The following is a 21,552-nucleotide window of genomic DNA, read 5'->3' on the forward strand; positions in this document are numbered from 1 at the left end:
TCGACCCGACCATGAGCCGATACCCCTGAGGGCCGACGCCCGAGAGATGCCCCGCCCCGAGGGAAGGCCCCACGGCAGACCCCCTCTCAGGGCAGCAGCCCCGCCCGCCGGGCCGCCGCCACCGCCTCCGTCCGGGTGTGCGCGCCCAGCTTCCGCATCGCCGCGCGCAGATAGCCCTTCACCGTCTCCGGGCGCAGCCCCAGCCGGGCCGCCGCCGTCGCGTTCGTCGCCCCCGACGCCACCGCCGCCAGGATGTCCTTCTCGCGCGACGTCAGGGTCACCCCGGGGGCGGTGCCGGTCGCCCCGGAGGCCGTCTCCAGCCGTCCGCACACCGCGAGCAGCCGTTCCCGCAGGTCCGGGTCGGCGACCCGGGGCACGAGCCCGCGCAGTTCCCCGTACGCCTGCCGGACCTCCTCCCAGGACGGCCCGGAGGGCGGCCCCTGCGGCTCCGGCGCCAACAGGCTCCGCACCTCGTCGCCGACGGCGAGCGCCTGCTCCACGTCCCGGGCCGCCGCCACCGCCGCGTCGAAGACCCGCTCCCCGATCGGCAGCGACTCCCGCAGCGCCCCGTACAGCACCCCGCGCACCTTCCGGCGTACGACCACCGGGACCGCGATCACCGACCGCAGGCCCTCCGCCGTGACGGGACCGTCGTACTCGTGGGTGATGTGCCGCGCCGACGGATAGTCCGTCACGGCGCACGGCCGGGACAGGGCCAGGCACTTCCCGCCCAGACCGGAGCCGGCGGAGATCGCGAGACCGCGCAGGGCCGGGGTCACCGCCCCGTTCAGCTCGGCGATCCGCAGCGCCCGCCCCTCGTGCAGCAGTCCGCCGAAGACGACCGGGAGGCCGGTGGTGCGGCGCAGCCGCAGCAGCGCGCCCCGCAGCTCCACCGATTCGACGTGCTCTCGCACCGCGCCCTCCTTCGCCGCCCTCGCCGCGGACCCCGCCGGGTTCACCCCCGAACGGGGGTGGTGAGACCTGGGCCACTGATTACACGATGTCCGGGACCGGTCCCGCAACGAGGAGGACGCATGACCGATACGGGCGCGACCAGCGCGACGGAGGAGTTCCGGGCCGCCCGGGACTTCCTGCTCCAGCACCGCGAGGACTACGGGACGGCGTACGAGGGCTTCGTCTGGCCCCGGCCCGAGCGGTTCAACTGGGCGCTCGAATGGTTCGACGTCATCGCGGCGGGCAACGACCGGACCGCCCTGCACATCGTCGAGGAGGACGGGACGGAGACCAGGGTCGGCTTCGCCGAGATGTCCGCCCGCTCCAACCGGGTCGCGAACTGGCTGCGCGCCCGGGGCGTCCGCGCGGGCGACCGGATCCTCGTGATGCTGGGCAACCAGGTGGAGCTGTGGGAGACCGCGCTCGCCGCGATGAAGCTGCGCGCCGTCCTCATCCCCGCGACCCCGCTCCTCGGCCCCGCAGATCTGCGCGACCGCGTCGACCGGGGACAGGCCCGCCACGTCGTGGTCCGCGCCGAGGACACCGCCAAGTTCGACGAGGTGCCCGGCACGTACACCCGGATCGCCGTCGGCGGAGAGGGAGCCGGAGACGCCGCCGAGGCCGGAGCCGGAGCCGGTGTCGGAGACGGAGACGACGCCGGGGTCAGGGGCGGAGACGGCGTCGGCGCCGACTGGCTGGGGTACGCGCACGCGTACGAGGCCTCCGACGTGTTCGAGCCCGACGGGCCCACCCGCGCCGACGACACCCTGATGCTGTACTTCACCTCCGGCACGACCGCCCGGCCCAAGCTGGTCGAGCACACCCACACCTCGTACCCGGTCGGGCACCTCTCGACGATGTACTGGATCGGTCTCCGGCCCGGTGACGTCCACCTCAACATCTCCTCGCCCGGCTGGGCCAAGCACGCCTGGTCGAACCTGTTCGCGCCGTGGAACGCCGAGGCGACCGTCTTCATCCACAACTACACGCGCTTCGACCCGGCCCGTCTGATGGACGAGATGGACCGCAACGGGGTCACCAGCTTCTGCGCCCCGCCGACGGTGTGGCGGATGCTGGTCCAGGCCGACCTGAGCCGTCTGAAGACCCCGCCGCGCGAGGTCGTCGCGGCGGGCGAACCCCTCAACCCGGAGGTCATCGAGTCGGTGCGGCGGGCCTGGAACGTCACCGTCCGGGACGGCTTCGGCCAGACGGAGACCGCCGTCCAGGTCTCCAACAGCCCGGGTCAGCCGCTCAAGGAAGGCTCCATGGGGCGTCCCAGCCCCGGCTTCCGCGTCACCCTCCTCGACCCGGTGACCGGCCGTCCGGACGTGGACGAGGGCGAGATCTGTCTCGATCTGTCGGCCGCCCCGGTGGGTCTGATGACCGGCTACCACGGCGATCCGGAGCGTACGGCCGAGGCCATGGCGGGCGGCTACTACCGCACCGGTGACATCGGCGCCCGGGACGCGGACGGGTACGTCACCTACGTCGGGCGCGCCGACGACGTCTTCAAGGCGTCCGACTACAAGATCAGCCCCTTCGAGCTGGAGAGCGCCCTGCTCGAACACGAGGCCGTCGCCGAGGCGGCCGTCGTCCCGGCGCCCGACCCGCTGCGGCTGGCCGTCCCCAAGGCGTACGTCGTCCTGGCGGCGGGCTGGGAGCCCACGGCGGAGACCGCGAAGGCCCTGTTCGCGCACTCGCGCGCGGTCCTCGCCCCGTACAAGCGCGTCCGCCGCATCGAGTTCGCCGAGCTGCCCAAGACGGTCTCGGGCAAGATCCGGCGCGTGGAGCTGCGCCGTCTGACGGCGGAGGGCGGCGGCACGGAGTACGCCGAGGGGGACCTCGCGTGAACCTCTCGTACGCGCACGGGACCTCCACCACCCCGCTCCTCGGCGACACCGTCGGGGCCGACCTGGACCGGGCCGTGGCCACCTGGCCGGAGCGGGAGGCGCTGGTCGAGGTGCCGACCGGCCGCCGCTGGACGTACGCCCGGTTCGGCGCGGACGTCGACCGGCTGGCGGGCTCCCTCCTCGGCAGTGGCGTCCGCAAGGGCGACCGGGTCGGCATCTGGGCGGTCAACCGCGCCGAGTGGGTCCTCGTCCAGTACGCCACCGCCCGCATCGGTGCGATCATGGTCAACATCAACCCGGCCTACCGCGCCCATGAGTTGGGGTACGTCCTGCGGCAGGCGGGCGTCTCGCTGCTGTTCGCCTCGCTCGCCCACCGGACGAGCGACTACCGGGCGATGGTCGAGGAAGTCGGCGGCGAATGCCCGGAGTTGCGCGAGACCGTCTACTTCGACGACCCGAGCTGGGACGAACTGCTCGCCCGGATACCGGGCGGACTGCGCCCGGAACCGCTCTCCTGCGACGAGCCGATCAACATCCAGTACACCTCGGGCACCACGGGCTTCCCCAAGGGGGCCACGCTCTCCCACCACAACATCCTCAACAACGGTTACTTCGTGGGGGAGATGATCGCCTACGACGAGCAGGACCGCATATGCGTGCCGGTGCCGTTCTACCACTGCTTCGGCATGGTCATGGGGAACCTGGCCGCCACTTCGCACGGTGCCTGCGTCGTCATACCGGCGGCGTCGTTCGACCCGGCGGCCACGCTCCGGGCCGTCCAGGAGGAGCGCTGCACCTCCCTGTACGGGGTCCCGACGATGTTCATCGCGGAACTGGACCTCCCCGACTTCGCCTCGTACGACCTCTCCACGCTCCGCACCGGGATCATGGCGGGCTCGCCGTGCCCGGTGGAGGTGATGAAGAGGGTCGTCGCCGAGATGAACATGGCGGAGGTGTCGATCTGTTACGGCATGACCGAGACCTCGCCCGTCTCCACCCAGACCCGCCGTGACGACGACCTGGAACGGCGGACCGGCACGGTCGGCCGGGTCATGCCGCACGTCGAGGTGAGGATCGCCGACCCGGTGACCGGGCTCACCGTGCCGCGCGGCACGGCGGGCGAGCTGCGCACCCGCGGCTACAGCGTGATGCTCGGCTACTGGGACGAGCCGGAGAAGACCGCCGAGGCGATCGACACCGGCCGCTGGATGCGCACCGGGGACCTGGCCGTGATGCGGGACGACGGCTACGTCCAGATCGTCGGCCGCATCAAGGACATGATCATCAGGGGCGGCGAGAACGTCTACCCGCGCGAGATCGAGGAGTTCCTGTACGGGCATCCCGCCATCGCGGACGTGCAGGTCGTGGGCGTCCCCGACGAGCGGTACGGCGAGGAGGTCCTGGCCTGTGTGATCCCCCGGGACCCGGCCGCCCCGCCCACCCTCGACGACCTCACCGCCTTCTGCCGGGGCCGTCTCGCCCACTACAAGGTCCCGCGCCGGTTGGAGATCCTCACCGAGTTCCCCATGACGGTGAGCGGCAAGGTACAGAAGGTGGAACTGCGGCAGAGGTACGGGGAGGGGGCCGGGGAGCGGTGAGCCGGGCGGACCCGGACCGAGGGGCGGAGACGGCGCGGCCCTTCGCGCACCGAAGCGCCGCACTGGAGGGCTGAGCCGAAGAGCCGCGCCGAAGAACCGCGCCGAAGGGTTGAACCGAAGAACCGCGCCGGAGGGCTGACCCGAAGAGCCGCGCCGGAGGGGCGCCCGAAAGGCCGTCGAAGCTGAAGCTCCGTCACCGGCCGTACGTCCGGGGCCGGAAGACAGTTCTGATCTTGTCACGCGCATGGGGGACTGTGCTTTCCCCGTGCGCGGGCCAAGATCATTCGCATGAGACCTTCCTTGATCCGCCGCGCGTCCGTCGCGGCCCTGGTGCTGGCGGCGACGGTGACCCCCGCGCTGGCGGCCGGTCCCGGCGACGGCGCCACCCGTACCGACGGCGCCACCCTGACCGGCACGGCCCCCCGCACCGGCACCGCCGTGGAGTCCGCCGTCGGAGCGAAGGCCCGGCTGCTGGGCGAGAAGATCGTTCCGCACAAGCTCGCCTTCCAGGACACGACCGTCGGCGGTCTCTCCGGAATCGACCGGAATCCCTGCACGGGCGAGTACGTCATGATCAGTGACGACCGCTCGAATCTGCAGCCCGCCCGCTTCTACACCGCGAAGGTCCGGGTGGACGGTGCCGGTGTGCACTCCGTCGACTTCACCGGCACCCACCCGTTCCTCCAGCCGGACGGCTCGGTCCACCCGCCGGTGAGCGCGGGCGACGGCCGGGCCGTCGACCCGGAGGAGATCCGGGTGGACCCGTGGACCTGCCGCTACTGGTGGGCGCAGGAGGGCGAGCGGCCGAAGTCTCCGGATCAGCCGGTGATCCAGCCCTCGATCCAGTTCGCGGGCCGCTCCGGCGCCTACCTCGGGAAGCTGCCGCTGCCCGCCGACTACGAGGTCACCCTGGGCGACCGGGGTCCCCGGCGGAACAAGGCGATCGAAGCGATCACCTTCGGGGAGGGGGGCCGCGTGCTGACCAGCGCCGTCGAGGGCCCGCTGCTCCAGGACGGCCCGGAACCCACTCTGGAACGGGGCGCGCTGGCCCGCGTCACCCGGCAGGGCCGGGGCGGTGACGTACTCGCGCAGTACGCCTACCCCATCGAAAGGATCTTCACCGCGTCCGACCCGTCCAGCCCCTGGCCCCCGGACACCGGAGTGCCCTCGATCCTCGCGTTCCCCGAGGACCCCAGCCGCTACCTCGTCCTCGAACGGACCTGGGTGGCGGGCTCGGGCTACAAGATCCGCCTCTACGACGCCACCACCCGAGGCGCGACCGACGTGCGGACCTTCGACTCCCTGGTGGGCCGGGACGTCCGTCCGATGCGCAAGAGCCTCGTCGCCGACTTCCACGACCTGGGCCTGTCCACGGTCGACAACACCGAGGGCATGACCTGGGGCCCGACCCTGCCGGGCGGCGAACGGACCCTGGTCCTGGTCAGCGACGACAACTTCGCCGACGACGCGGTCACCCAGTTCGTCGCACTCGGCATCCGCACCCGCTGAGGAACGGGCCACGGCCCGGAGCGGCGAAGCGCGTCCCGTACGGGCCGGGCCCGCCGCCCGACCGGAGCCCGAACGGCCGCTATCGGTCGGTGAGTCACCGGGGGCGGGGCCGTTCTCGGCCCGCCCCCGGGGAGCCGCCGGGAACGGGCCCCGCTCCGCCGCCCGCGCGGTGGACACGGGACACCGGGCTCCCCGTACGGTGTCCCGTGGGACTCAGGGGCCCGCCACCTCCCGGCGCATACAGACGCGGGGCCAGGCCGAGAGGCCGTGGGCCGCCTCGGCGGCGCTGATCGCGCGCAGGCCCTCCGTCAGGGCCGGGTCCGCCCCGGTCAGCGGACGGAAGCCGAGCCGCGTGTAGTACGGGGCGTTCCACGGGACTTCGGCGAACGTCGTCAGCGTCAGCGCCGCGAGACCCCGTTCCCGCGCGGACGCCGCCAGATGCTCGATCAGCGCCCGCCCCACCCCCCGGCGGGCCGCGTCCGGATGCACCGACACCTGCTCGATGTGGGCGGCGCCGTCCACGGTGTCGGCCAGCAGGTACGCCACCGGACGGTCGGCGGCGTCCACCGCCACCCACGCCCGGCCGGCGTCCCGGTACGACTCCAGCACGTCCAGCGGCAGCGGATCGTCGTCCGCGATCGCCGCCATGCCGAGCCCGCGGAACGGTTCGCCCGCCGCCCGTTCGATGTCCTGGAGCAGCGGGAGTTCGGCCGGTTCGGCCGCTCTGATACGCATACGACAGTATGGCGCGGCCTCAGCACCGCCCGCCGACCGCACCCGGTCCCGCGTCCCCGCCACCACCGCCCGGCGGCCGGAATCCGTCCACCTCGCGCGGCCGGTCGAGGAGCCCGCCGTCCCGCGAGAACCTCGGCAGGAACAGCCTGAGCGCCGGATCGCCGTACAGCGCCACGTACAGCTGGACCAGCTTCCCGTCCGTCACCTCGCGCCGGTGCGCGGGCAGCGGATACCGCTCCCGCAGCGCCGACAGCAGCCGCCGCGCCGCCGGGGTCGCGGACGGCAGCCGCAGCAGGACGACCGCCGCGAGCACCGGCAGCGTCCCCGCCGCGAGCGCCCCCACCGCCGTCGTACCGGACCTCCCCGTCGCGTACGCCCCCGCGAGCACCGTCACCGGCACACCGCCGAGGAGCACCCGCGCCGCCCACAGCCGCGTCCGGGGCCGCAGGAGCCCCGCTCCCCGCAGTTCCCCGCTCAGCGCGTCCACCGCCCGCCGCGCCTCGGGCCGCTGCGCCAGGTCCCGCAGCCGGAAGGCCCGGTCCAGCGCCCCGTGCACACCCAGCTGTACGGGGTCCCGGGTGCGGCCCGGCCCGCCGTTGGCCCGAATCGTATGTTTGCGGCCCGCGGCGACCGCGCCGCGCTGGTGGAGCGCCACCAGGGCCACGGTGACGGCCGCCCGCCGCCCGCCCCTCAGCAGGGCGAGCGCCTGGGGCTGCGGTGGTTCCTCCGTTCCTCTTTCCCTGCTGCGCGTTCGCAGCAGCACGGTGGCGAGCAGCAGCTGCCCGCAGGACGCTCCTATGAACCACCACATCGCCGTCGGCATCACGCCCACCCCCCGAGGGTGTTGTGCCCGGGGGAGCGTGATCGTCACGCGTGAATGGCCGGTTTCGGATGCCGAGGTGTTGTGGGCGCCGGGGGCGGAGCGCCGGAGCGGCCCGGCTCAGGGGCCGCCCGCCGCCAGATCGTCGGCGGCGCCGTTCACCGGCTGCGGGGTGCCGGTGAGGTCGAGCACGAACAGCGGCAGCCCGATCTCGGTCGCCCGTGAGCGGGCTTCGGGCGTGTAGCCCGCGAGCGAGAAGAAGACGCTCACCGCCGGGGCGCTCAGCCCGTTGAGCCAGAGGCACTCGACCGCCCGGAGCCCCGTGGGCCGGGTGCTCGGATCGACCTGGGCGACGAGCCCCGGCCCCCGCAGGTCCACCCCGGACACGGGCCGCTCCTCCGGCTGGACCACGTCCCGGAAGCCGAGCCAGCGCAGATACCCGGCAGCCGCGGCGACCGCGTCCCGCGAGGTCCGGATCGTCACGGGCCGGAACGCCCCGCGCACCGGAGCGGGCCGGGGCGCGGTGGGCGGCAGCGGGATGTGCGGGGGGTGCGCGGGATACCGCTCGGCGAAGGTGCGGTGCCCGCCGCCGGGGGACGCCTGCCCGGGACCGGTGGGGGCGGGATCCGTTGGACCGGTCGGCGTGGTCGGGCCGGAGGGAGCGGTGGGTCCGGTCGGTGACACGGGAGTGACGGGTGGGACAGCCTCGGCGGGTCCCGAGGGGCGGGCAAGCTCGGTGGGTCCGGTGGGTCCGGTGGGTCCGGTGGGTCTGGTGGGGCTCTGAGGGTTGAGGGGACCCGTGAGGCCGGTGTGCCCCTCGGGGCTGGTGGAACTCTCGGGGCCGGTGGGACCCGTCTGGTCATTGGGACCCGTCCGGCCAGGGGGGCCCGCCACACCAGAGGGGCCCACCATGCCAGAGGGGCCCGCCGCGCCGACGTCCCCCTCGGGGCCGGTGGAATCCGTGGGACCCGTCCGCGCCGCCCGGCCGTCCGCGCTCGCGGGGCCATGGGGACCCGTGGGTCCGACGGGGTCCGGAGGTCCGGCAGGGTCCACGGGTTCCGGTGGTGCCGCCCGCCCGGGGAGACCTCCCGGACCATCGGGGCTCATAGGGCTCATGGGACCCGTCCGCGTGCCCGAGGCCGTCGGCCCCGGCCGCGCCCCGGAGGCCGTACCGGCGTCGGAGCCCGAGTGGCCCCCGTCGGCGGGTGCGGGCGCGGGCGTGAGACCGGCGCCGGGACCCGGGACCAGGCCGTCGCCGGGTCCGCCGGGTCCGCTGCCGGGTCCGGCGCGGAAGGCACTGTCGGTTCCGGACGCGGGGCGAGGCCCCGGGGCTTCGCCCGGACCCCGGCCGGTGAGGGGGCCCCGCTCCGGGTCCGCGCCGAGATCGAGCCCCGGCCCGGGGACATCGGGCGGGCCGCCCGGCGCCCTCCGGCCCGTGAACGGCCAGCCGGGGAGCGCGCCGGGCCCCTGCCCGCCGGGCCCCGGGGGCCTCACGGGCCCCACCGATCCCTCAGGTCCGGCGGGCGCCGAAGGTGCCCAGCGCCCCGGCGCGCCCGGGGCCGTACCCGTGGGGGAGCCGTCCGCCGCCCCCGGGCCGTCCTTCCCGCGCGGGCCCAGGACCGGTACGCGGAGCAGTGTTCCGCAGGGGCAGCCCAGGTCCGGGTGGGGCCAGTCGTTCTCGCGGCCACAGGCGTCGCAGCGGACGGTGACCCACTCGTCGGTCCAGTTGCGATGGGTGATCGGCTCCGCCGTCGCACCCGGCACCACCGGTGGCGCGACCGGGCTTCCGCACGCGCAGGGCAGGACGGGCGGCGCGTACGCCTGCGTCCGCAGACACACCGGGCAGCGCACCGGTACCGGATCACCCACGGTCAACCCCCTGTCGTTCGGTCCCATCGTCCACCCAACGGGCTTCCGGGGGTGGGCGTTCGGCCACTTCCGCACCCCCTTCGCGTTCCACCGCGCGGACCTCCCTTGACGGTTCTCCGGAGCCCGACCTACATTGCTTCCGTATAGCAGAACAGTATTTCCGCATTACGGAAACAGGCCCCTCGGTTCCTCTTCGAGCCGACCGGTGGGCCTGGGTCCGCCCGGCCGAAGCAGGAGCACTCCCATGCCTCGTATGACCGCCGCCGCAGCGGCCGTTGAGATCCTCAAGCGCGAAGGCGTCACCCAGGCGTTCGGCGTCCCCGGCGCGGCGATCAACCCCTTCTACCGCGAGCTCAAGAACGTGGGCGGCGTCAACCACACGCTCGCCCGCCACGTCGAGGGCGCGTCCCACATGGCCGAGGGCTACACCCGCGCCAAGGCCGGCAACATCGGCGTCTGCGTCGGCACCTCGGGCCCCGCGGGCACCGACATGATCACCGGTCTGTACTCGGCCATCGCCGACTCCGTCCCGATCCTCTGCATCACCGGCCAGGCCCCGGTCGCGAAGCTCCACAAGGAGGACTTCCAGGCCGTCGACATCGCGACCATCGCCAAGCCGGTCACCAAGGCGGCCACCACCGTCCTGGAGGCCGCGCAGGTCCCCGGCGTCTTCCAGCAGGCCTTCCACCTGATGCGCTCCGGCCGCCCCGGCCCGGTCCTCATCGACCTCCCGATCGACGTCCAGCTGACCGAGATCGAGTTCGACCCCGAGACCTACGAGCCGCTGCCCGTCTACAAGCCGCGCGCCAGCCGCGCGCAGGCCGAGAAGGCGCTGGGCTTCCTCCTGGAGTCCGAGCGCCCGCTGATCGTCGCGGGCGGCGGCATCATCAACGCCGACGCGACCGACCTGCTCGTCGAGTTCGCCGAACTGACCGGCGTCCCCGTCATCTCCACCCTGATGGGCTGGGGCACCATCCCCGACGACCACGAGCTGTCCGCGGGCATGGTCGGCGTCCAGACCGCGCACCGCTACGGCAACGCGACCTTCCTGGCGTCGGACTTCGTCCTCGGCATCGGCAACCGCTGGGCCAACCGCCACACCGGCTACAACCTCGACGCCTACACCGAGGGCCGGAAGTTCGTCCACGTCGACATCGAGCCCACCCAGCTCGGCAAGATCTTCGCCCCGGACTACGGCATCGCCTCCGACGCCAAGGCCGCCCTGGAGCTCTTCGTCGAGATCGCCAAGGAGCTGAAGGCGGCCGGCGGGCTCCCCGACTTCACCGCCTGGGCCGCCTCCGCGCAGGACCGCAGGGCCACCCTCCAGCGCCGTACGCACTTCGACGACATCCCGATGAAGCCGCAGCGCGTCTACGAGGAGATGAACAAGGCCTTCGGCCAGGACACCCGGTACGTCACCACCATCGGGCTCTCCCAGATCGCCGCCGCGCAGTTCCTGCACGTCTACCGGCCACGCCACTGGATCAACTGCGGCCAGGCCGGTCCGCTCGGCTGGACGATCCCGGCGGCGATCGGCGTCGCCACCGCCGACCCGGAGACCCCGGTCGTCGCGCTCTCCGGCGACTACGACTTCCAGTTCATGATCGAGGAGCTGGCGGTCGCCGCCCAGCATAAGGTCCCCTACGTCCACGTCCTCGTGAACAACGCCTACCTGGGGCTGATCCGCCAGGCGCAGGGCGGCCTCGGCATCAACTTCGAGGTCAACCTGGAGTTCGAGAACATCAACACCCCGGAGATCGGCGTCTACGGCGTGGACCACGTCAAGGTCGCCGAGGGCCTGGGCGTCAAGGCGATCCGCGTCACCGACCCCGACAAGCTGGGCGAGGCGCTGGAGCAGGCCAAGAAGCTGGCCGTCGAGCACCGGGTCCCGGTCGTCGTCGAGGCCATCCTCGAACGCATCACCAACATCGCCATGAGCAAGACGGTGGACATGAGCGACGTCACCGAGTTCGAGGAGCTGGCGACCGAGCCCGGCCACGCGCCGACCTCGATCAAGCCCCTCCGGGTCTGACCCCGCACGCCGTCGCACCCACGGCCCCCGCCCCGAAGAGCACCGGGGCGGGGGCCGCCGCCCATGCGCCCCCGACAGCATTTCTCCTGAAGGCCGTTGCCCAACGGGCCTTATATGAAGGCTGGTTGCCCGAAAGGTCTCCGTCCGGAGACCGTCGGCCCGATGCCCGATGCCCGATGCCCGATGCCCGATGCCCGGCGCGCCCACGGGGCCTCCGGCCGTCCACCGCCGGTCCATTCAGAGGCGGTGCGCGTCGCCCTGCGCCCGTACGAGCACCTCGCCCGCCGCCGTCCGTTCGTACAGGACCGACCGGCCCGCCCGGTCACGTCGTACGAGCCCGGCGTCGAGCAGCACCTTCAGATGCCGTCCCACCGACCCGAGTCCCTGCCCGGTGAGCGCCACCAACTGACTCGTGGACATGGGCGATCCGAGCCGTACGAGGACCCCGGCGCGGGCCCCGCCGAGGAGCGCGCCCAGCGCCTCGGGCACCGGAGGGCCCGACACGTCCGCGAGGGCGCCGGAGCACGGGTACACGAGCGCGAAACGCTCCGAACCCTCCCAGGAGACCCAGCCCGTCCGAGGCGTCACGGGCACGAAGAGGAGCCGCCCCCCGTCCACCCGGCGCGGCGGATACGCGCGGGCGTTGACCTGGAGCCGCCCCTCGCCCAGCCAGCGCGTCCTGCCCGGACTCAGCTCGCCGACCGCCGCCGCCCAGCCGTCCCGCGCCAGCCGCGCCGTGCGGGCCACCACGTCCGCCTCCAGGACCCGGCGCCGCCGCGCCCAGTCCGGCAGCACCGTCTCCCGCCACACCCACTCCAGGACGCCCGCGAGCCGGTCCGGCAGGTCGTCCGCCGTCCGCAGCGGCTCCGGTACGGGGCCGCCGACCGCCACTTCCAACTGCGGTACGGCGTCGGCGGGTTCGCAGTCCCGGACGGCCGCGACCTCCTCCTCGAAGGACCGGCCGGGCGCGCCCGTGGGCGTCGGCGTCAGGAAGTCCGCGTTCCAGGTGGGCCCGATCGCGGCCCGGACGAGCAGTGCGTCGAGCGGTGCGGCGGCGAGCCGCCGCCGGTACGCGGGCAGCTGCGCGGCCAGCCAGGCGCGCTCACCCGGATGGGAGCCCGTCCCCGTGTGCAGGGTCTTCAGGGCGGCGACCGTCTCGGCGAGCGGCGAGACGACGAACCGGCTCCCGGCCAGCGAATCCGCGCCGATCCGCCACCAGCCCACACCGCCCACCGTCCCCTCCCGCGCCCCGGCCCGTACGGCCTTTCGCCGGTGCGCGAAACAGTACCGGGGCGCCGGGCCCGACCGGAGACTCCCGGCATGACCCGCTACCGCGACCTCTTCCGCGTCCCCGAGTTCACCCCGCTCTTCCTCACCGGCGCCGCCCACAACGCGGCCCAGACCGTCGCCGGGCTCGGCCTCGCCACGCTCGTCTTCCGCGCGACCGGCTCCCCGCTCCTCGCCGCCCTCGCCCTCTTCGGGCCCTCGCTCGCCCAACTGGTCGGCGCCACCACCCTGCTCTCGGCGGCCGACCGGCTGCCGCCGCGCGCCGCGATCGGCGGGATCGCCCTCTGCTTCGCCGTGGGCACGGCGGTCCTCGCGGTCCCCGGTCTGCCGGTATGGGCGCTCTTCGTGATCCTGTTCGCCGAGGGCCTCGCGGCCTCCCTCGGCGGCGGCGTGCGCTACGGACTCCTCAACGAGATCCTGCCCCGTGACTCCTATCTGCTGGGCCGCTCGCTCACCAACATGGCCACGGGCGTCTGCCAGATCGCGGGCTTCGCGACCGGTGGCCTCCTCGTCGCCCTGCTCTCGCCGCGCGGCGCGGTCCTGGCCGGTGCGGGCTGCTACCTGGCCGCCGCGCTCCTCGCCCGGCTCGGGCTCGGCGCTCGTCCGCCGCGCGCGAAGGGGCGGGCGTCCGTCGCCGAGACCTGGCGGACCAACCGGCTGCTGCTCTCCTCGCCCGCCCGCCGCCGCTGCTACCTCGCGCTGTGGGTGCCCAACGGGCTGATCGTCGGCTGCGAGTCACTGTTCGTGCCGTACGACCCCGGGCGCGCCGGGCTCCTCTTCGCCTGCGGCGCGCTGGGGATGCTGGCCGGGGACACCGCGGTGGGCCGCTTCGTACCGGCGCGGCTGCGCGGACGCCTCCGCTTCCCGCTCCAGGCGCTGCTCGCGGCCCCGTTCCTGCTGTTCGTCCTGGCCCCGCCGCTGCCGCTCGCGCTGCTCGCGGTGACGGTCTCGGCGGTCGGGTACGGGGCGAGCCTCCTGCACCAGGAGCGGCTGATGGGCCTGGTGCCGGAGGAACTGGGCGGGCACGCCCTCGGGTTGCACTCCTCCGGGATGCTCGCCCTCCAGGGGCTGAGCGCGGCGCTCGCCGGGACGCTCGCCCAGTACACCTCGCCCCGTACGGGCATGACGCTCCTCGCCGTCACCTCGCTCGCGGTCACCTGCGCCCTGGCGCGGGCGGACCGGACCACCGGTCCCGGCCCTGACGGAGGAGGTGACGGCGGTGACGGAGGACGGGCCGCCGGGGCGGCCGTCGTCGCGGGGTCCCTCAGCGCTGGGGCGTCGAGCGGAGCACGACGGTCTCCTCGCAGGGACCGTCCGCGAACAGCTTGAGCGCCTCCATCTCGTCCTTGTCGACCGACAGGCCCCAGCGCAGCTTGGTGGAGATCCACTCGCCGACGTAGCGGCAGTACTGCCCGGCGTCCGACGGCACCCACTCGGCCGGGTCCCGGTCGCCCTTGGCGCGCTGGCTGCGGGCGGTGACGGCGACGAGCGTCGCGGTCGCCCCCTGGTCGTTCGCGAACCGCTCGCGCCGCTCCTGGGTCCATCCGGAGGCGCCCGACTCCCACGCCTCCGCCAGCGGGACGAGGTGGTCGACGCGGAGCGTCGTCGGGTCGGTGACGCTCTGCCCGTCGTAGTACGAGGTCCACCGGCCGCCGGTCAGCGCACAGCCGGTGCCGGTGCCGGGGGCGTCGACGGCCTCGGCGAGCAGCACCTCGGAGCGGGTGTCGCAGCCGTCGGCCGCGTCGAGGCCCGTGTTCCAGTGGGGGAAGGCGGCCGGGCGGAAGCCGGTCGGGTCCTCGGTGGCCTCCGGCAGTTCGGCGAGCGCGTCGGGCAACAGGACCACCCCGACCCCGGCGGAGACGGCGGGGGAGGGGGCGGCCAGCGGCGACAGGATCAGGGCGAGCGGGACGAGCCCGCGCATCAGGTTCTTCAGCATGGAGAAGTGCATAACCCCGGCCGGGGGGCGAGGTGGTGCCGAATCGCGGTAAACCCCCCGGGCGGGTGCGCGTCTTCACCGCAGAAACGATGCGGCGGCGGAGTCGTACGAGAAGGCCTCGTACAAGAAGGTCTCGTACAGGAAGGTCTCGTACAGGAAGGCCTCGTACGAGAAGGCGAGGCGCGCGTAGGAAGGGCGCGAGCAGGAAGGGCGGGGCGGTACAGAGGAGGGGCGCAGGAGAAGAGCGCGGGACCAGGGACCGTAGACCTGGTTCCGCGCTCTCCGCCGGTGACCGCCCGGCGGTACGGGGCCGGCGCGACAGGACGTCCGCGCCGCCGGGCGGAGCGTGAGGGCGTTGGGACCGCGGCGGCGGCGACGGGCGGCCGGCACTCCCCTCTCCTTCAGGTCGGGAAGGGGGGCCGCACGCCCTTACCACCGCACTGGCTCGTCGCCGCCGCGGTCCGCACGCTGTCCGGATCTCCGGCCACCCCTCATTCGGGCCGGTCGATCCGGACCACGTACGGCACTGACCTCCCGTCATATGCCGTACGCAGTCTGGAAAGTGAGGGAGTATCAGTCCTCGCGCAGGGCGCGGACCGCCTCGGCCACGCGCTTGCCGTAGTCCGCGTCGGCGGCGGCGAAGTGCGCGAGGTTCTTCTCGATGACGTCCTCGCGGGACACCTGGGACAGACCGCCCGCGATGTTGGCGACCAGACGGCCCTTCTCGTCCTCGGACATCAGCCGGTACAGCTCGCCCGCCTGGAAGAAGTCGTCGTCCTTGGTGTGCTGCGGGGCCGCGTGGGTGCCGGTCCAGCCGTGGACCGCCAGCGGGGCGGAGAGCGCCGCGTCGGTCTGGGCGGGGCCGGAGTACGAGTTGGGCTCGTAGTTCTTGTCGTGGCGCGAGCCCTGACGGGTGGCCATGAGGCCGTCCCGGCCGTAGTTCTCGGCGACGGTCGCCTTCGGGGCGTTCACCGCGAGCTGGGTGTGGTTGACGCCGAGGCGGTAGCGGTGGGCGTCGGCGTAGGCGAAGAGACGGCCCTGGAGCATCTTGTCAGGCGAGGGACCGATGCCCGGGACGAAGTTGTTCGGGGAGAACGCGGCCTGCTCGACCTCGGCGAAGACGTTGTCCGGGTTGCGGTCGAGGACCAGACGGCCCACGCGCTGGAGCGGGTAGTCGCCGTGCGGCCACACCTTCGTGAGGTCGAAGGGGTTGAAGCGGTACTCCGCGGCCTCGGCGGCGGGCATCACCTGGACGTACAGCGTCCAGGAGGGGTTCACACCGCGCTCGATCGCCTGGAGCAGATCGGTCTGGTGCGAGTTGGCGTCCTTGCCGACCAGTTCGGCGGCCTGCTCGGCGGAGAGGCTGCGGACGCCCTGGTTCGTCTTGAAGTGGTACTTGACGAAGAAGGCCTCGCCCGACTCGTTGGTCCACTGGTAGGTGTGGGAGCCGTAGCCGTTCATGTGCCGGTACGAGGCCGGGATGCCTCGGTCGCCCATGAGCCAGGTGATCTGGTGGGTGGCCTCGGGGGAGTGCGCCCAGAAGTCCCAGACGTTGTCCGGCTCCTGCTTGCCAGTGAAGGGGTCGCGCTTCTGCGAGTGGATGAAGTCGGGGAACTTGATCGGGTCCTTGACGAAGAACACCGGGGTGTTGTTGCCGACGAGGTCGTAGTTGCCCTCCTCGGTGTAGAACCTCAGCGCGAAGCCGCGCGGGTCGCGGACCGCGTCCGCGCCGCCGAGCGAGTCGGCCACGGTGGAGAAGCGGATGAAGGTCTCGGTCCGCCTGCCGACCTCGCCGAGGAAGTGCGCGCCGGTGTACGCGGTGACGTCGTCGGTCACCTCGAAGAAGCCGTACGCGCCGGAGCCCCGGGCGTGGACCACGCGCTCCGGGATCCGCTCACGGTTGAAGCGCGCGAGCTTCTCCAGCAGGTGCTGGTCCTGGAGGAGGAGGGGGCCACCGACGCCGGCGGTGGCGGAGTTCTGGTTGTCGGCGACGGGGGCGCCGGACTCGGTCGTAAGCACGCGCTTCGACATCGTGACCTTCCGTACGGGGGCTCTGCTGACGGTCCGAGGAGCGTAGGTTCGGCCCGAACAGGACGTCAACAGTTTGTTGAAAAGGAGGTGGGGTGTTCCGGTCGGTGGCGGCGCCTGGGCGCGACAGGACAGGTTGTCAGCGCCGCCACCGGCCGGAGATCGGGGGCCCCGGCTGAGCCGGGGCGGGCATCAGCCCTGCGGGCCGGAGAGGCGCTCGACGGCGCGCAGCAGGGCCGAGTGGTCCAGACCGCCGTCGCCCTGGGCGCGCAGCGAGGCGACGAGCTGGGCGACGACCGCGCCGACCGGGAGGGCCGCGCCGACGTTGCGGGCGGCGTCGGTCACGATGCCCATGTCCTTGTGGTGGAGGTCGATCCGGAAGCCGGGCCTGAAGTCCCGGTTCAGGAAGTTGTCCTTCTTGCGGGTCAGCACGGTCGAACCGGCCAGACCGCCGTTGAGGACGTCGAGGGCGGCCCCGAGGTTCACCCCGGACTTCTCCAGGAAGACCACGGCCTCGGCGCAGGCCTGGATGTTGACCGCGACGATCAGCTGGTTGGCGGCCTTCACGGTCTGGCCGGAGCCGTGCGGGCCGCACAGGACGATGGTCCTGCCGAGGGCCTCCAGGACCGGCAGGGCCTCGTCGAAGTCGGCCTGCTCGCCGCCGACCATGATGGAGAGGACCGCCTCGACGGCACCGGCCTCGCCGCCGGACACCGGGGCGTCGATGACGCGGATGCCCTTCTCGGCGGCGTTCTTGGCCAGGTCCACCGAGGTCTGCGGGGTGATCGACGACATGTCCACGATCAGCGCGCCCCGCCGGGCGTTCTCCAGGATGCCCTCGGGGCCGTAGGCGATGGCCTCGACCTGGGGGGAGGCGGGCACCATCGTGATGACGACGTCGGCGTCCGCGACGGCCTCGGCGATCGACCCGGCGGCGGTGCCCCCGGCCTCGGTCAGGCGGTCCAGCTTGTCCTGCTCCAGGGTGTAGCCGGTGACGGGGTAACCGGCCTTCAGGAGGTTCTCGGACATGGGGGAGCCCATGATGCCGAGACCGATCCACGCGATCTTGGGAAGGGTGCTCATGAGGGTGCCTCTCGAAAGCGGGTGGTACGGGGAGGAGTCGCGGGCCGACGGGCGGTCGGCGGGGTGGGCCGGGGAGGCGGGGCCCGCCGGGCCGACGGGTACCGGCTGCCGGAGTCCTGCCGGAGTGGCGGGGTGCCGGGGTGCCGGGGTGCCGGGGTGCCGGGGTGTCTCCCGGAGTCCCGCCGGGGTCGGCGGTCCGCCTTCCGGGGTCCCGCCCGGGTCAGTGGGCGGCGCGGGCCCCGGCGGGGAGCCACCCGAAGGACGCGGCGGCGTCGGCGGCCTTGTACTCCAGGCCGACCCAGCCGTCGTACCCGGCCTTGGTCAGTTCGTCGAGGAGCCGCTCCAGCGGCAGCTCGCCGGTGCCCGGCGCGCCGCGGCCCGGCTTGTCCGCGATCTGCACGTGGCCGGTCTTGTCGGCGTACTCCGCGATGACCCGGCTGACGTCCTCGCCGTTCATCGACAGGTGGTAGACGTCGAGGAGGAACTTGGCGTTGCCGAGGCCGGTGGCCGCGTTCACCTTGTCCACGACCTCGATGGCGGCGGGCGCGCTCACCAGGGGGTAGAGCGGCGATTCCGGCTCGTTGAGGGTCTCGATCAGGAGGATCGCGCCGACGCGGTCGGCGGCGCGGGCGGCCAGGACCAGGTTCTCCAGGGCCAGGGTGTCCTGGATCCGCGGGTCGGCGCCCGCCACGCGGTTGCCGTAGAGCGCGTTGAGCGCCCGGCAGCCGACCGAGGCCGCGAAGTCGGCGGCGACCTCGATGTTGGCCCGGAACCGGTCCGACTCCTCGCCGGGCACGGAGAGGGCGCCGCGGTCCGGGCCGGGGAGCTGTCCGGCGTAGAAGTTCAGGCCCACCAGCCGGGTGCCGGCGTCGTCGAGGGCCTTCTTGAGGGCGTCGAGCTCGCTCTGTTCGGGGGTGGCGGTGTCGATCCAGGGCCACCACAGCTCGACCGCGGTGAAGCCCGCCGCGGCGGCGGCCGCGGGGCGCTCCAGGAGCGGGAGTTCCGTGAAGAGGATCGACAGGTTCACATCGAAGCGCTGGTCCGTGAATCCCATGAGGGGCGGCGCTCCTTCCGTATCGCGGAAGTAAGTTTCTGTCTGACGGAATGCTGCAAGGCGGGCGGTGTACTTGTCAAGGGGTCTCCGCAGGTCCGGGGCTCCCGTGGGTCACGGCAGGGCCGTAGCGTGGGGCCATGGTGCGTTTGAGAGTGGAGTTCACGACCGAGCCGTTCGACCTCGACGAGGCCCCGGCGCACGCGGTCGTGGCCCGTGAGGTCATCCAGTCCGCCGAACTGGACGCGGTCGACGTCGGTCCCTTCGGCAACACGGCGGAGGGCGGCGCCGACGCGGTCCTCGGCGCGGTCGACGAGCTGCTGCGCCGGTCCCTCGCGGCCGGTGCCACCCGTGTCTCCCTCCAGGTCAATGTGATCGGGGAGGGTGGGGAGTGAGCGAGCACCCGCTGGTCGCCGCCGTGAGGCCGCTGGCCGACGCGATGGGTGCCGAGCTGCTCGGCCCCGCGCAGGCGGAGGCCGACGACGTGGTCCTGTCCTGGGAGGGCGAGGAGGTCCTCGCCGTACGGCTGCCGCAGCTGTCCGAATCGCTGGACCACATCCTCGCCGCGATGGAGCGGCGGCACGGGATGCCGCTGGCCGAGCTCGACCGCAAGGCCAAGCAGGAGGCCGTCCGGCTCCTGGAGGCGCGTGGCGCGTTCTCGGTGCGTCACGGGGTGGAGACGGTCGCCGGGGCCCTGGGGGTCAGCCGCTTCACGGTGTACAACTACCTCAACCGGGAGACCGCCCTGAGCAGGGAAAAGGCGGCCCAAGGCGAGTAGTTGACCGGTCACCACCGCAAGCCGTCGTCCGGATGTCGGGACGACGGCTTTTGCGTGACCGAGTTTTCAACAAAGTGTTGACGTCGTGTTGTCGAGGGCGTTAGCTATCCGCAGCCCGTCCGACGCACAGCGAAAAACAGCCACGGAGGCTTCCCGTGACTTCAGGTACGACACCGGGTCTCGCCCGGTTCAACACCTCGGCGGAGAGCGAGGCCGTCGCCGCGCTCCACGAGGTGTGCTCCAGTTCGGCGTGGGGGAGCAAGATCCTCGCCCAGCGCCCGTACACCACCGCCGAAGCCCTCTTCCTCAGCAGTGACGCCGCCATGGCCGAGCTGACCGGCGAGGATCTGGCCGAGGCGATGGCGGGGCACCCGCCGATCGGTCGTCCGAAGGCAGGGGACCCGACATCCTCCCGCGAACAGAGGGGAATGGACGGCGCCTCCGAGGGACTCAAGGCCGAGATGCTCGAACTCAACCTGGACTACCAGGACAGGTTCGGCCACGTCTTCCTCATCTGCGCCACCGGCAGGACCGGAGAGCAGATGCGCGACGCGCTCCGGGAACGGATCGGGAACTCGCCCGAGGCGGAGCGGGAGACCGTCCGCACCGAACTGGGCAGGATCAACCGTATCCGGCTGACCCGACTCGTAGAAGAAGAGGACGCGCGATGAGCACCGACACCACGGCCTCGGTGTCCACCCACATCCTGGACACCAGCATCGGCCGCCCCGCCGGGGGCGTGGCCGTCACGCTCGCGGCCCGCGGCGGCTCCGACGCGGAGTGGGTCGCGCTCGGCGGCTCGGCCACCGACGCGGACGGACGCTGCAAGGACCTGCCGGCCCTGCCGGAGGGCACCACCCACGTACGCCTCGACTTCGAGGTCGAGACGTACTTCTCCAAGAACCGAGCCGAGGCGCAGCAGGACGCCCCCCGCGTAAGGGACAGCGGTGCGTTCTTCCCGGAGGTGGCGATCACGTTCGCCGTCGCCCCCGGCGAGCACTACCACGTACCGCTGCTGCTCAACCCGTTCGGCTACTCCGTATACCGAGGGAGCTAGCAGACATGCCCACGATTCTCGGCCAGAACCAGTACGGCAAAGCAGAGAACCGCGTCGTCAAGATCACGCGGGACGGCGACACCCACCACATCAAGGACCTCAACGTCTCCGTCGCCCTCTCCGGCGACCTCGAAGACCTCCACCTCTCCGGCTCCAACGCCCACTGCCTCCCCACCGACACGACGAAGAACACCGTCTTCGCGTTCGCCAAGGAGTACGGCATCGAGTCCGCCGAGCAGTTCGGCATCCACCTCGCCCGGCACTTCGTGTCGAGCCAGGAGCCGATCCGGCGCGCCCGCATCCGGATAGAGGAGTACGCCTGGGACCGCATCGCCACCTCCGAGGCCAACTCCAGGTTCATCGGCGCCGACGAGGTCAACCACTCCTTCGTCCGCCAGGGCCAGGAGACCCGCGTCACCCAGATCACCTACGACGGCGAGAACTGGGAGGTCATCTCCGGCCTCAAGGACCTCGTCGTCATGAACTCCACCAACTCGGAGTTCTGGGGCTACATCAAGGACAAGTACACGACGCTCCAGGAGGCGTACGACCGCATCCTGGCCACCCAGGTCTCCGGCCGGTGGCGGTTCAACTGGACCGACGACGAGCAGCGGATGCCCCACTGGGAGCGGTCCTACGCCGAGACCCGGAAGCACATGCTCCAGGCCTTCGCCGAGACCTACTCGCTCTCCCTCCAGCAGACGCTCTACCAGATGGCCTCGCGGATCATCAACCACCGCTCGGAGATCGACGAAGTCCGCTTCTCGCTCCCCAACAAGCACCACTTCCTCGTCGACCTCGAACCCTTCGGACTGAAGAACGACAACGAGGTCTACTACGCCGCCGACCGCATGTACGGCCTCATCGAGGCCACCGTCCTCCGCGACGGAGCCACGGCGCGGATCCCGGTCGACATGACCAACCTCTAAGCGGCATCTGAGTGAACGGCCCCCGCCCGCGCCGCA

The 21,552-nt window shown here is 72.7% G+C and carries 19 protein-coding genes; 10 read left to right on the forward strand and 9 right to left on the reverse strand.

The window, feature by feature from the left end:
* Positions 1-86: 86 nt before the first annotated feature.
* Positions 87-914, reverse strand: coding sequence for a response regulator transcription factor (locus ACFXGN_RS00360; RefSeq protein WP_384851459.1), 828 nt, complete (start codon positions 912-914; stop codon positions 87-89).
* Positions 915-1,034: 120 nt separating this feature from the next.
* On the opposite strand from ACFXGN_RS00360, the gene ACFXGN_RS00365 reads away from it, so the two are divergent.
* The 3 genes from ACFXGN_RS00365 (at position 1,035) to ACFXGN_RS00375 (ending at position 5,911) form a co-directional block, all read left to right on the forward strand.
* Entirely contained in the window at positions 1,035-2,804 is a 1,770-nt protein-coding gene (locus tag ACFXGN_RS00365) for an AMP-binding protein (RefSeq protein ID WP_384851460.1), read from the forward strand.
* Entirely contained in the window at positions 2,801-4,402 is a 1,602-nt protein-coding gene (locus ACFXGN_RS00370) for an AMP-binding protein (protein WP_384851462.1), read from the forward strand. Before ACFXGN_RS00365 ends, ACFXGN_RS00370 begins: the two co-directional genes overlap by 4 nt.
* Before the next feature lie 288 nt (positions 4,403-4,690).
* Positions 4,691-5,911: an esterase-like activity of phytase family protein gene (locus ACFXGN_RS00375; RefSeq protein WP_384851463.1), complete on the forward strand. Its 1,221-nt coding sequence runs from the start codon at positions 4,691-4,693 to the stop codon at positions 5,909-5,911.
* A gap of 213 nt (positions 5,912-6,124) precedes the next feature.
* On the opposite strand, the gene ACFXGN_RS00380 is transcribed toward ACFXGN_RS00375, so the two are convergent.
* The 3 genes from ACFXGN_RS00380 to ACFXGN_RS00390 all read right to left on the reverse strand — a co-directional run bounded on the left by ACFXGN_RS00380 (position 6,125) and on the right by ACFXGN_RS00390 (position 7,949).
* Positions 6,125-6,646 carry a GNAT family N-acetyltransferase gene (locus ACFXGN_RS00380; RefSeq protein WP_384851464.1) on the reverse strand — a complete coding sequence of 174 codons (522 nt, stop codon included), beginning with the start codon at positions 6,644-6,646 and terminating at the stop codon, positions 6,125-6,127.
* Between the two features lie 19 nt (positions 6,647-6,665).
* Positions 6,666-7,469, reverse strand: a complete 804-nt coding sequence (locus tag ACFXGN_RS00385; protein ID WP_384851466.1) for a TIGR04222 domain-containing membrane protein — start codon at positions 7,467-7,469, stop codon at positions 6,666-6,668.
* Positions 7,470-7,586: 117 nt separating this feature from the next.
* Entirely contained in the window at positions 7,587-7,949 is a 363-nt protein-coding gene (locus ACFXGN_RS00390) for a hypothetical protein (RefSeq protein WP_384851468.1), read from the reverse strand.
* A 1,639-nt stretch (positions 7,950-9,588) separates the two neighbouring features.
* Here ACFXGN_RS00390 and gcl point away from each other — a divergent pair.
* On the forward strand, positions 9,589-11,367 hold the full coding sequence (gene gcl, locus ACFXGN_RS00395) for a glyoxylate carboligase (RefSeq protein WP_384851470.1): 1,779 nt from the start codon (positions 9,589-9,591) through the stop codon (positions 11,365-11,367).
* 237 nt (positions 11,368-11,604) lie between these two features.
* On the opposite strand, the gene ACFXGN_RS00400 is transcribed toward gcl, so the two are convergent.
* On the reverse strand, positions 11,605-12,591 hold the full coding sequence (locus ACFXGN_RS00400) for an ArsR family transcriptional regulator (protein WP_384853053.1): 987 nt from the start codon (positions 12,589-12,591) through the stop codon (positions 11,605-11,607).
* A gap of 96 nt (positions 12,592-12,687) precedes the next feature.
* Here ACFXGN_RS00400 and ACFXGN_RS00405 point away from each other — a divergent pair, with 96 nt between their 5' ends.
* A complete protein-coding gene (locus ACFXGN_RS00405) occupies positions 12,688-13,983 on the forward strand; it encodes an MFS transporter (protein ID WP_384851471.1) in 1,296 nt (431 codons plus the stop codon).
* Here the strand turns inward: ACFXGN_RS00405 and ACFXGN_RS00410 are convergent.
* The 4 genes from ACFXGN_RS00410 to ACFXGN_RS00425 all read right to left on the reverse strand — a co-directional run bounded on the left by ACFXGN_RS00410 (position 13,919) and on the right by ACFXGN_RS00425 (position 18,755).
* Positions 13,919-14,590, reverse strand: coding sequence for a DUF1524 domain-containing protein (locus ACFXGN_RS00410; protein WP_384851473.1), 672 nt, complete (start codon positions 14,588-14,590; stop codon positions 13,919-13,921). The two genes, ACFXGN_RS00405 and ACFXGN_RS00410, sit on opposite strands and share 65 nt — an antisense overlap.
* Positions 14,591-15,163: 573 nt before the next feature.
* Positions 15,164-16,621 carry a catalase gene (locus ACFXGN_RS00415; RefSeq protein ID WP_384851475.1) on the reverse strand — a complete coding sequence of 486 codons (1,458 nt, stop codon included), beginning with the start codon at positions 16,619-16,621 and terminating at the stop codon, positions 15,164-15,166.
* A gap of 189 nt (positions 16,622-16,810) precedes the next feature.
* Positions 16,811-17,701, reverse strand: a complete 891-nt coding sequence (locus tag ACFXGN_RS00420; RefSeq protein WP_384851477.1) for a 2-hydroxy-3-oxopropionate reductase — start codon at positions 17,699-17,701, stop codon at positions 16,811-16,813.
* Positions 17,702-17,921: 220 nt separating this feature from the next.
* Positions 17,922-18,755, reverse strand: coding sequence for a TIM barrel protein (locus tag ACFXGN_RS00425; RefSeq protein ID WP_384851479.1), 834 nt, complete (start codon positions 18,753-18,755; stop codon positions 17,922-17,924).
* Positions 18,756-18,895: 140 nt separating this feature from the next.
* On the opposite strand from ACFXGN_RS00425, the gene ACFXGN_RS00430 reads away from it, so the two are divergent.
* The 5 genes from ACFXGN_RS00430 (at position 18,896) to pucL (ending at position 21,516) form a co-directional block, all read left to right on the forward strand.
* Positions 18,896-19,147 (forward strand): hypothetical protein, encoded by a 252-nt coding sequence (locus ACFXGN_RS00430; protein WP_366445191.1) that lies wholly within the window; start codon positions 18,896-18,898, stop codon positions 19,145-19,147.
* 44 nt (positions 19,148-19,191) lie between these two features.
* Positions 19,192-19,530, forward strand: a complete 339-nt coding sequence (locus tag ACFXGN_RS00435) for a helix-turn-helix domain-containing protein (RefSeq protein WP_384853057.1) — start codon at positions 19,192-19,194, stop codon at positions 19,528-19,530.
* Positions 19,531-19,685: 155 nt separating this feature from the next.
* On the forward strand, positions 19,686-20,201 hold the full coding sequence (gene uraD / locus ACFXGN_RS00440; protein ID WP_384851481.1) for a 2-oxo-4-hydroxy-4-carboxy-5-ureidoimidazoline decarboxylase: 516 nt from the start codon (positions 19,686-19,688) through the stop codon (positions 20,199-20,201).
* Positions 20,198-20,587, forward strand: a complete 390-nt coding sequence (gene uraH / locus ACFXGN_RS00445) for a hydroxyisourate hydrolase (protein ID WP_384851483.1) — start codon at positions 20,198-20,200, stop codon at positions 20,585-20,587. The genes uraD and uraH overlap by 4 nt, the downstream gene beginning before the upstream one ends.
* A gap of 5 nt (positions 20,588-20,592) precedes the next feature.
* Complete coding sequence (pucL, locus tag ACFXGN_RS00450) at positions 20,593-21,516, forward strand: factor-independent urate hydroxylase (protein ID WP_384851485.1); 924 nt, start codon at positions 20,593-20,595, stop codon at positions 21,514-21,516.
* Positions 21,517-21,552 lie beyond the last annotated feature (36 nt).

This window comes from Streptomyces sp. NPDC059247 (assembly GCF_042754005.1).
Taxonomy (GTDB): domain Bacteria; phylum Actinomycetota; class Actinomycetes; order Streptomycetales; family Streptomycetaceae; genus Streptomyces.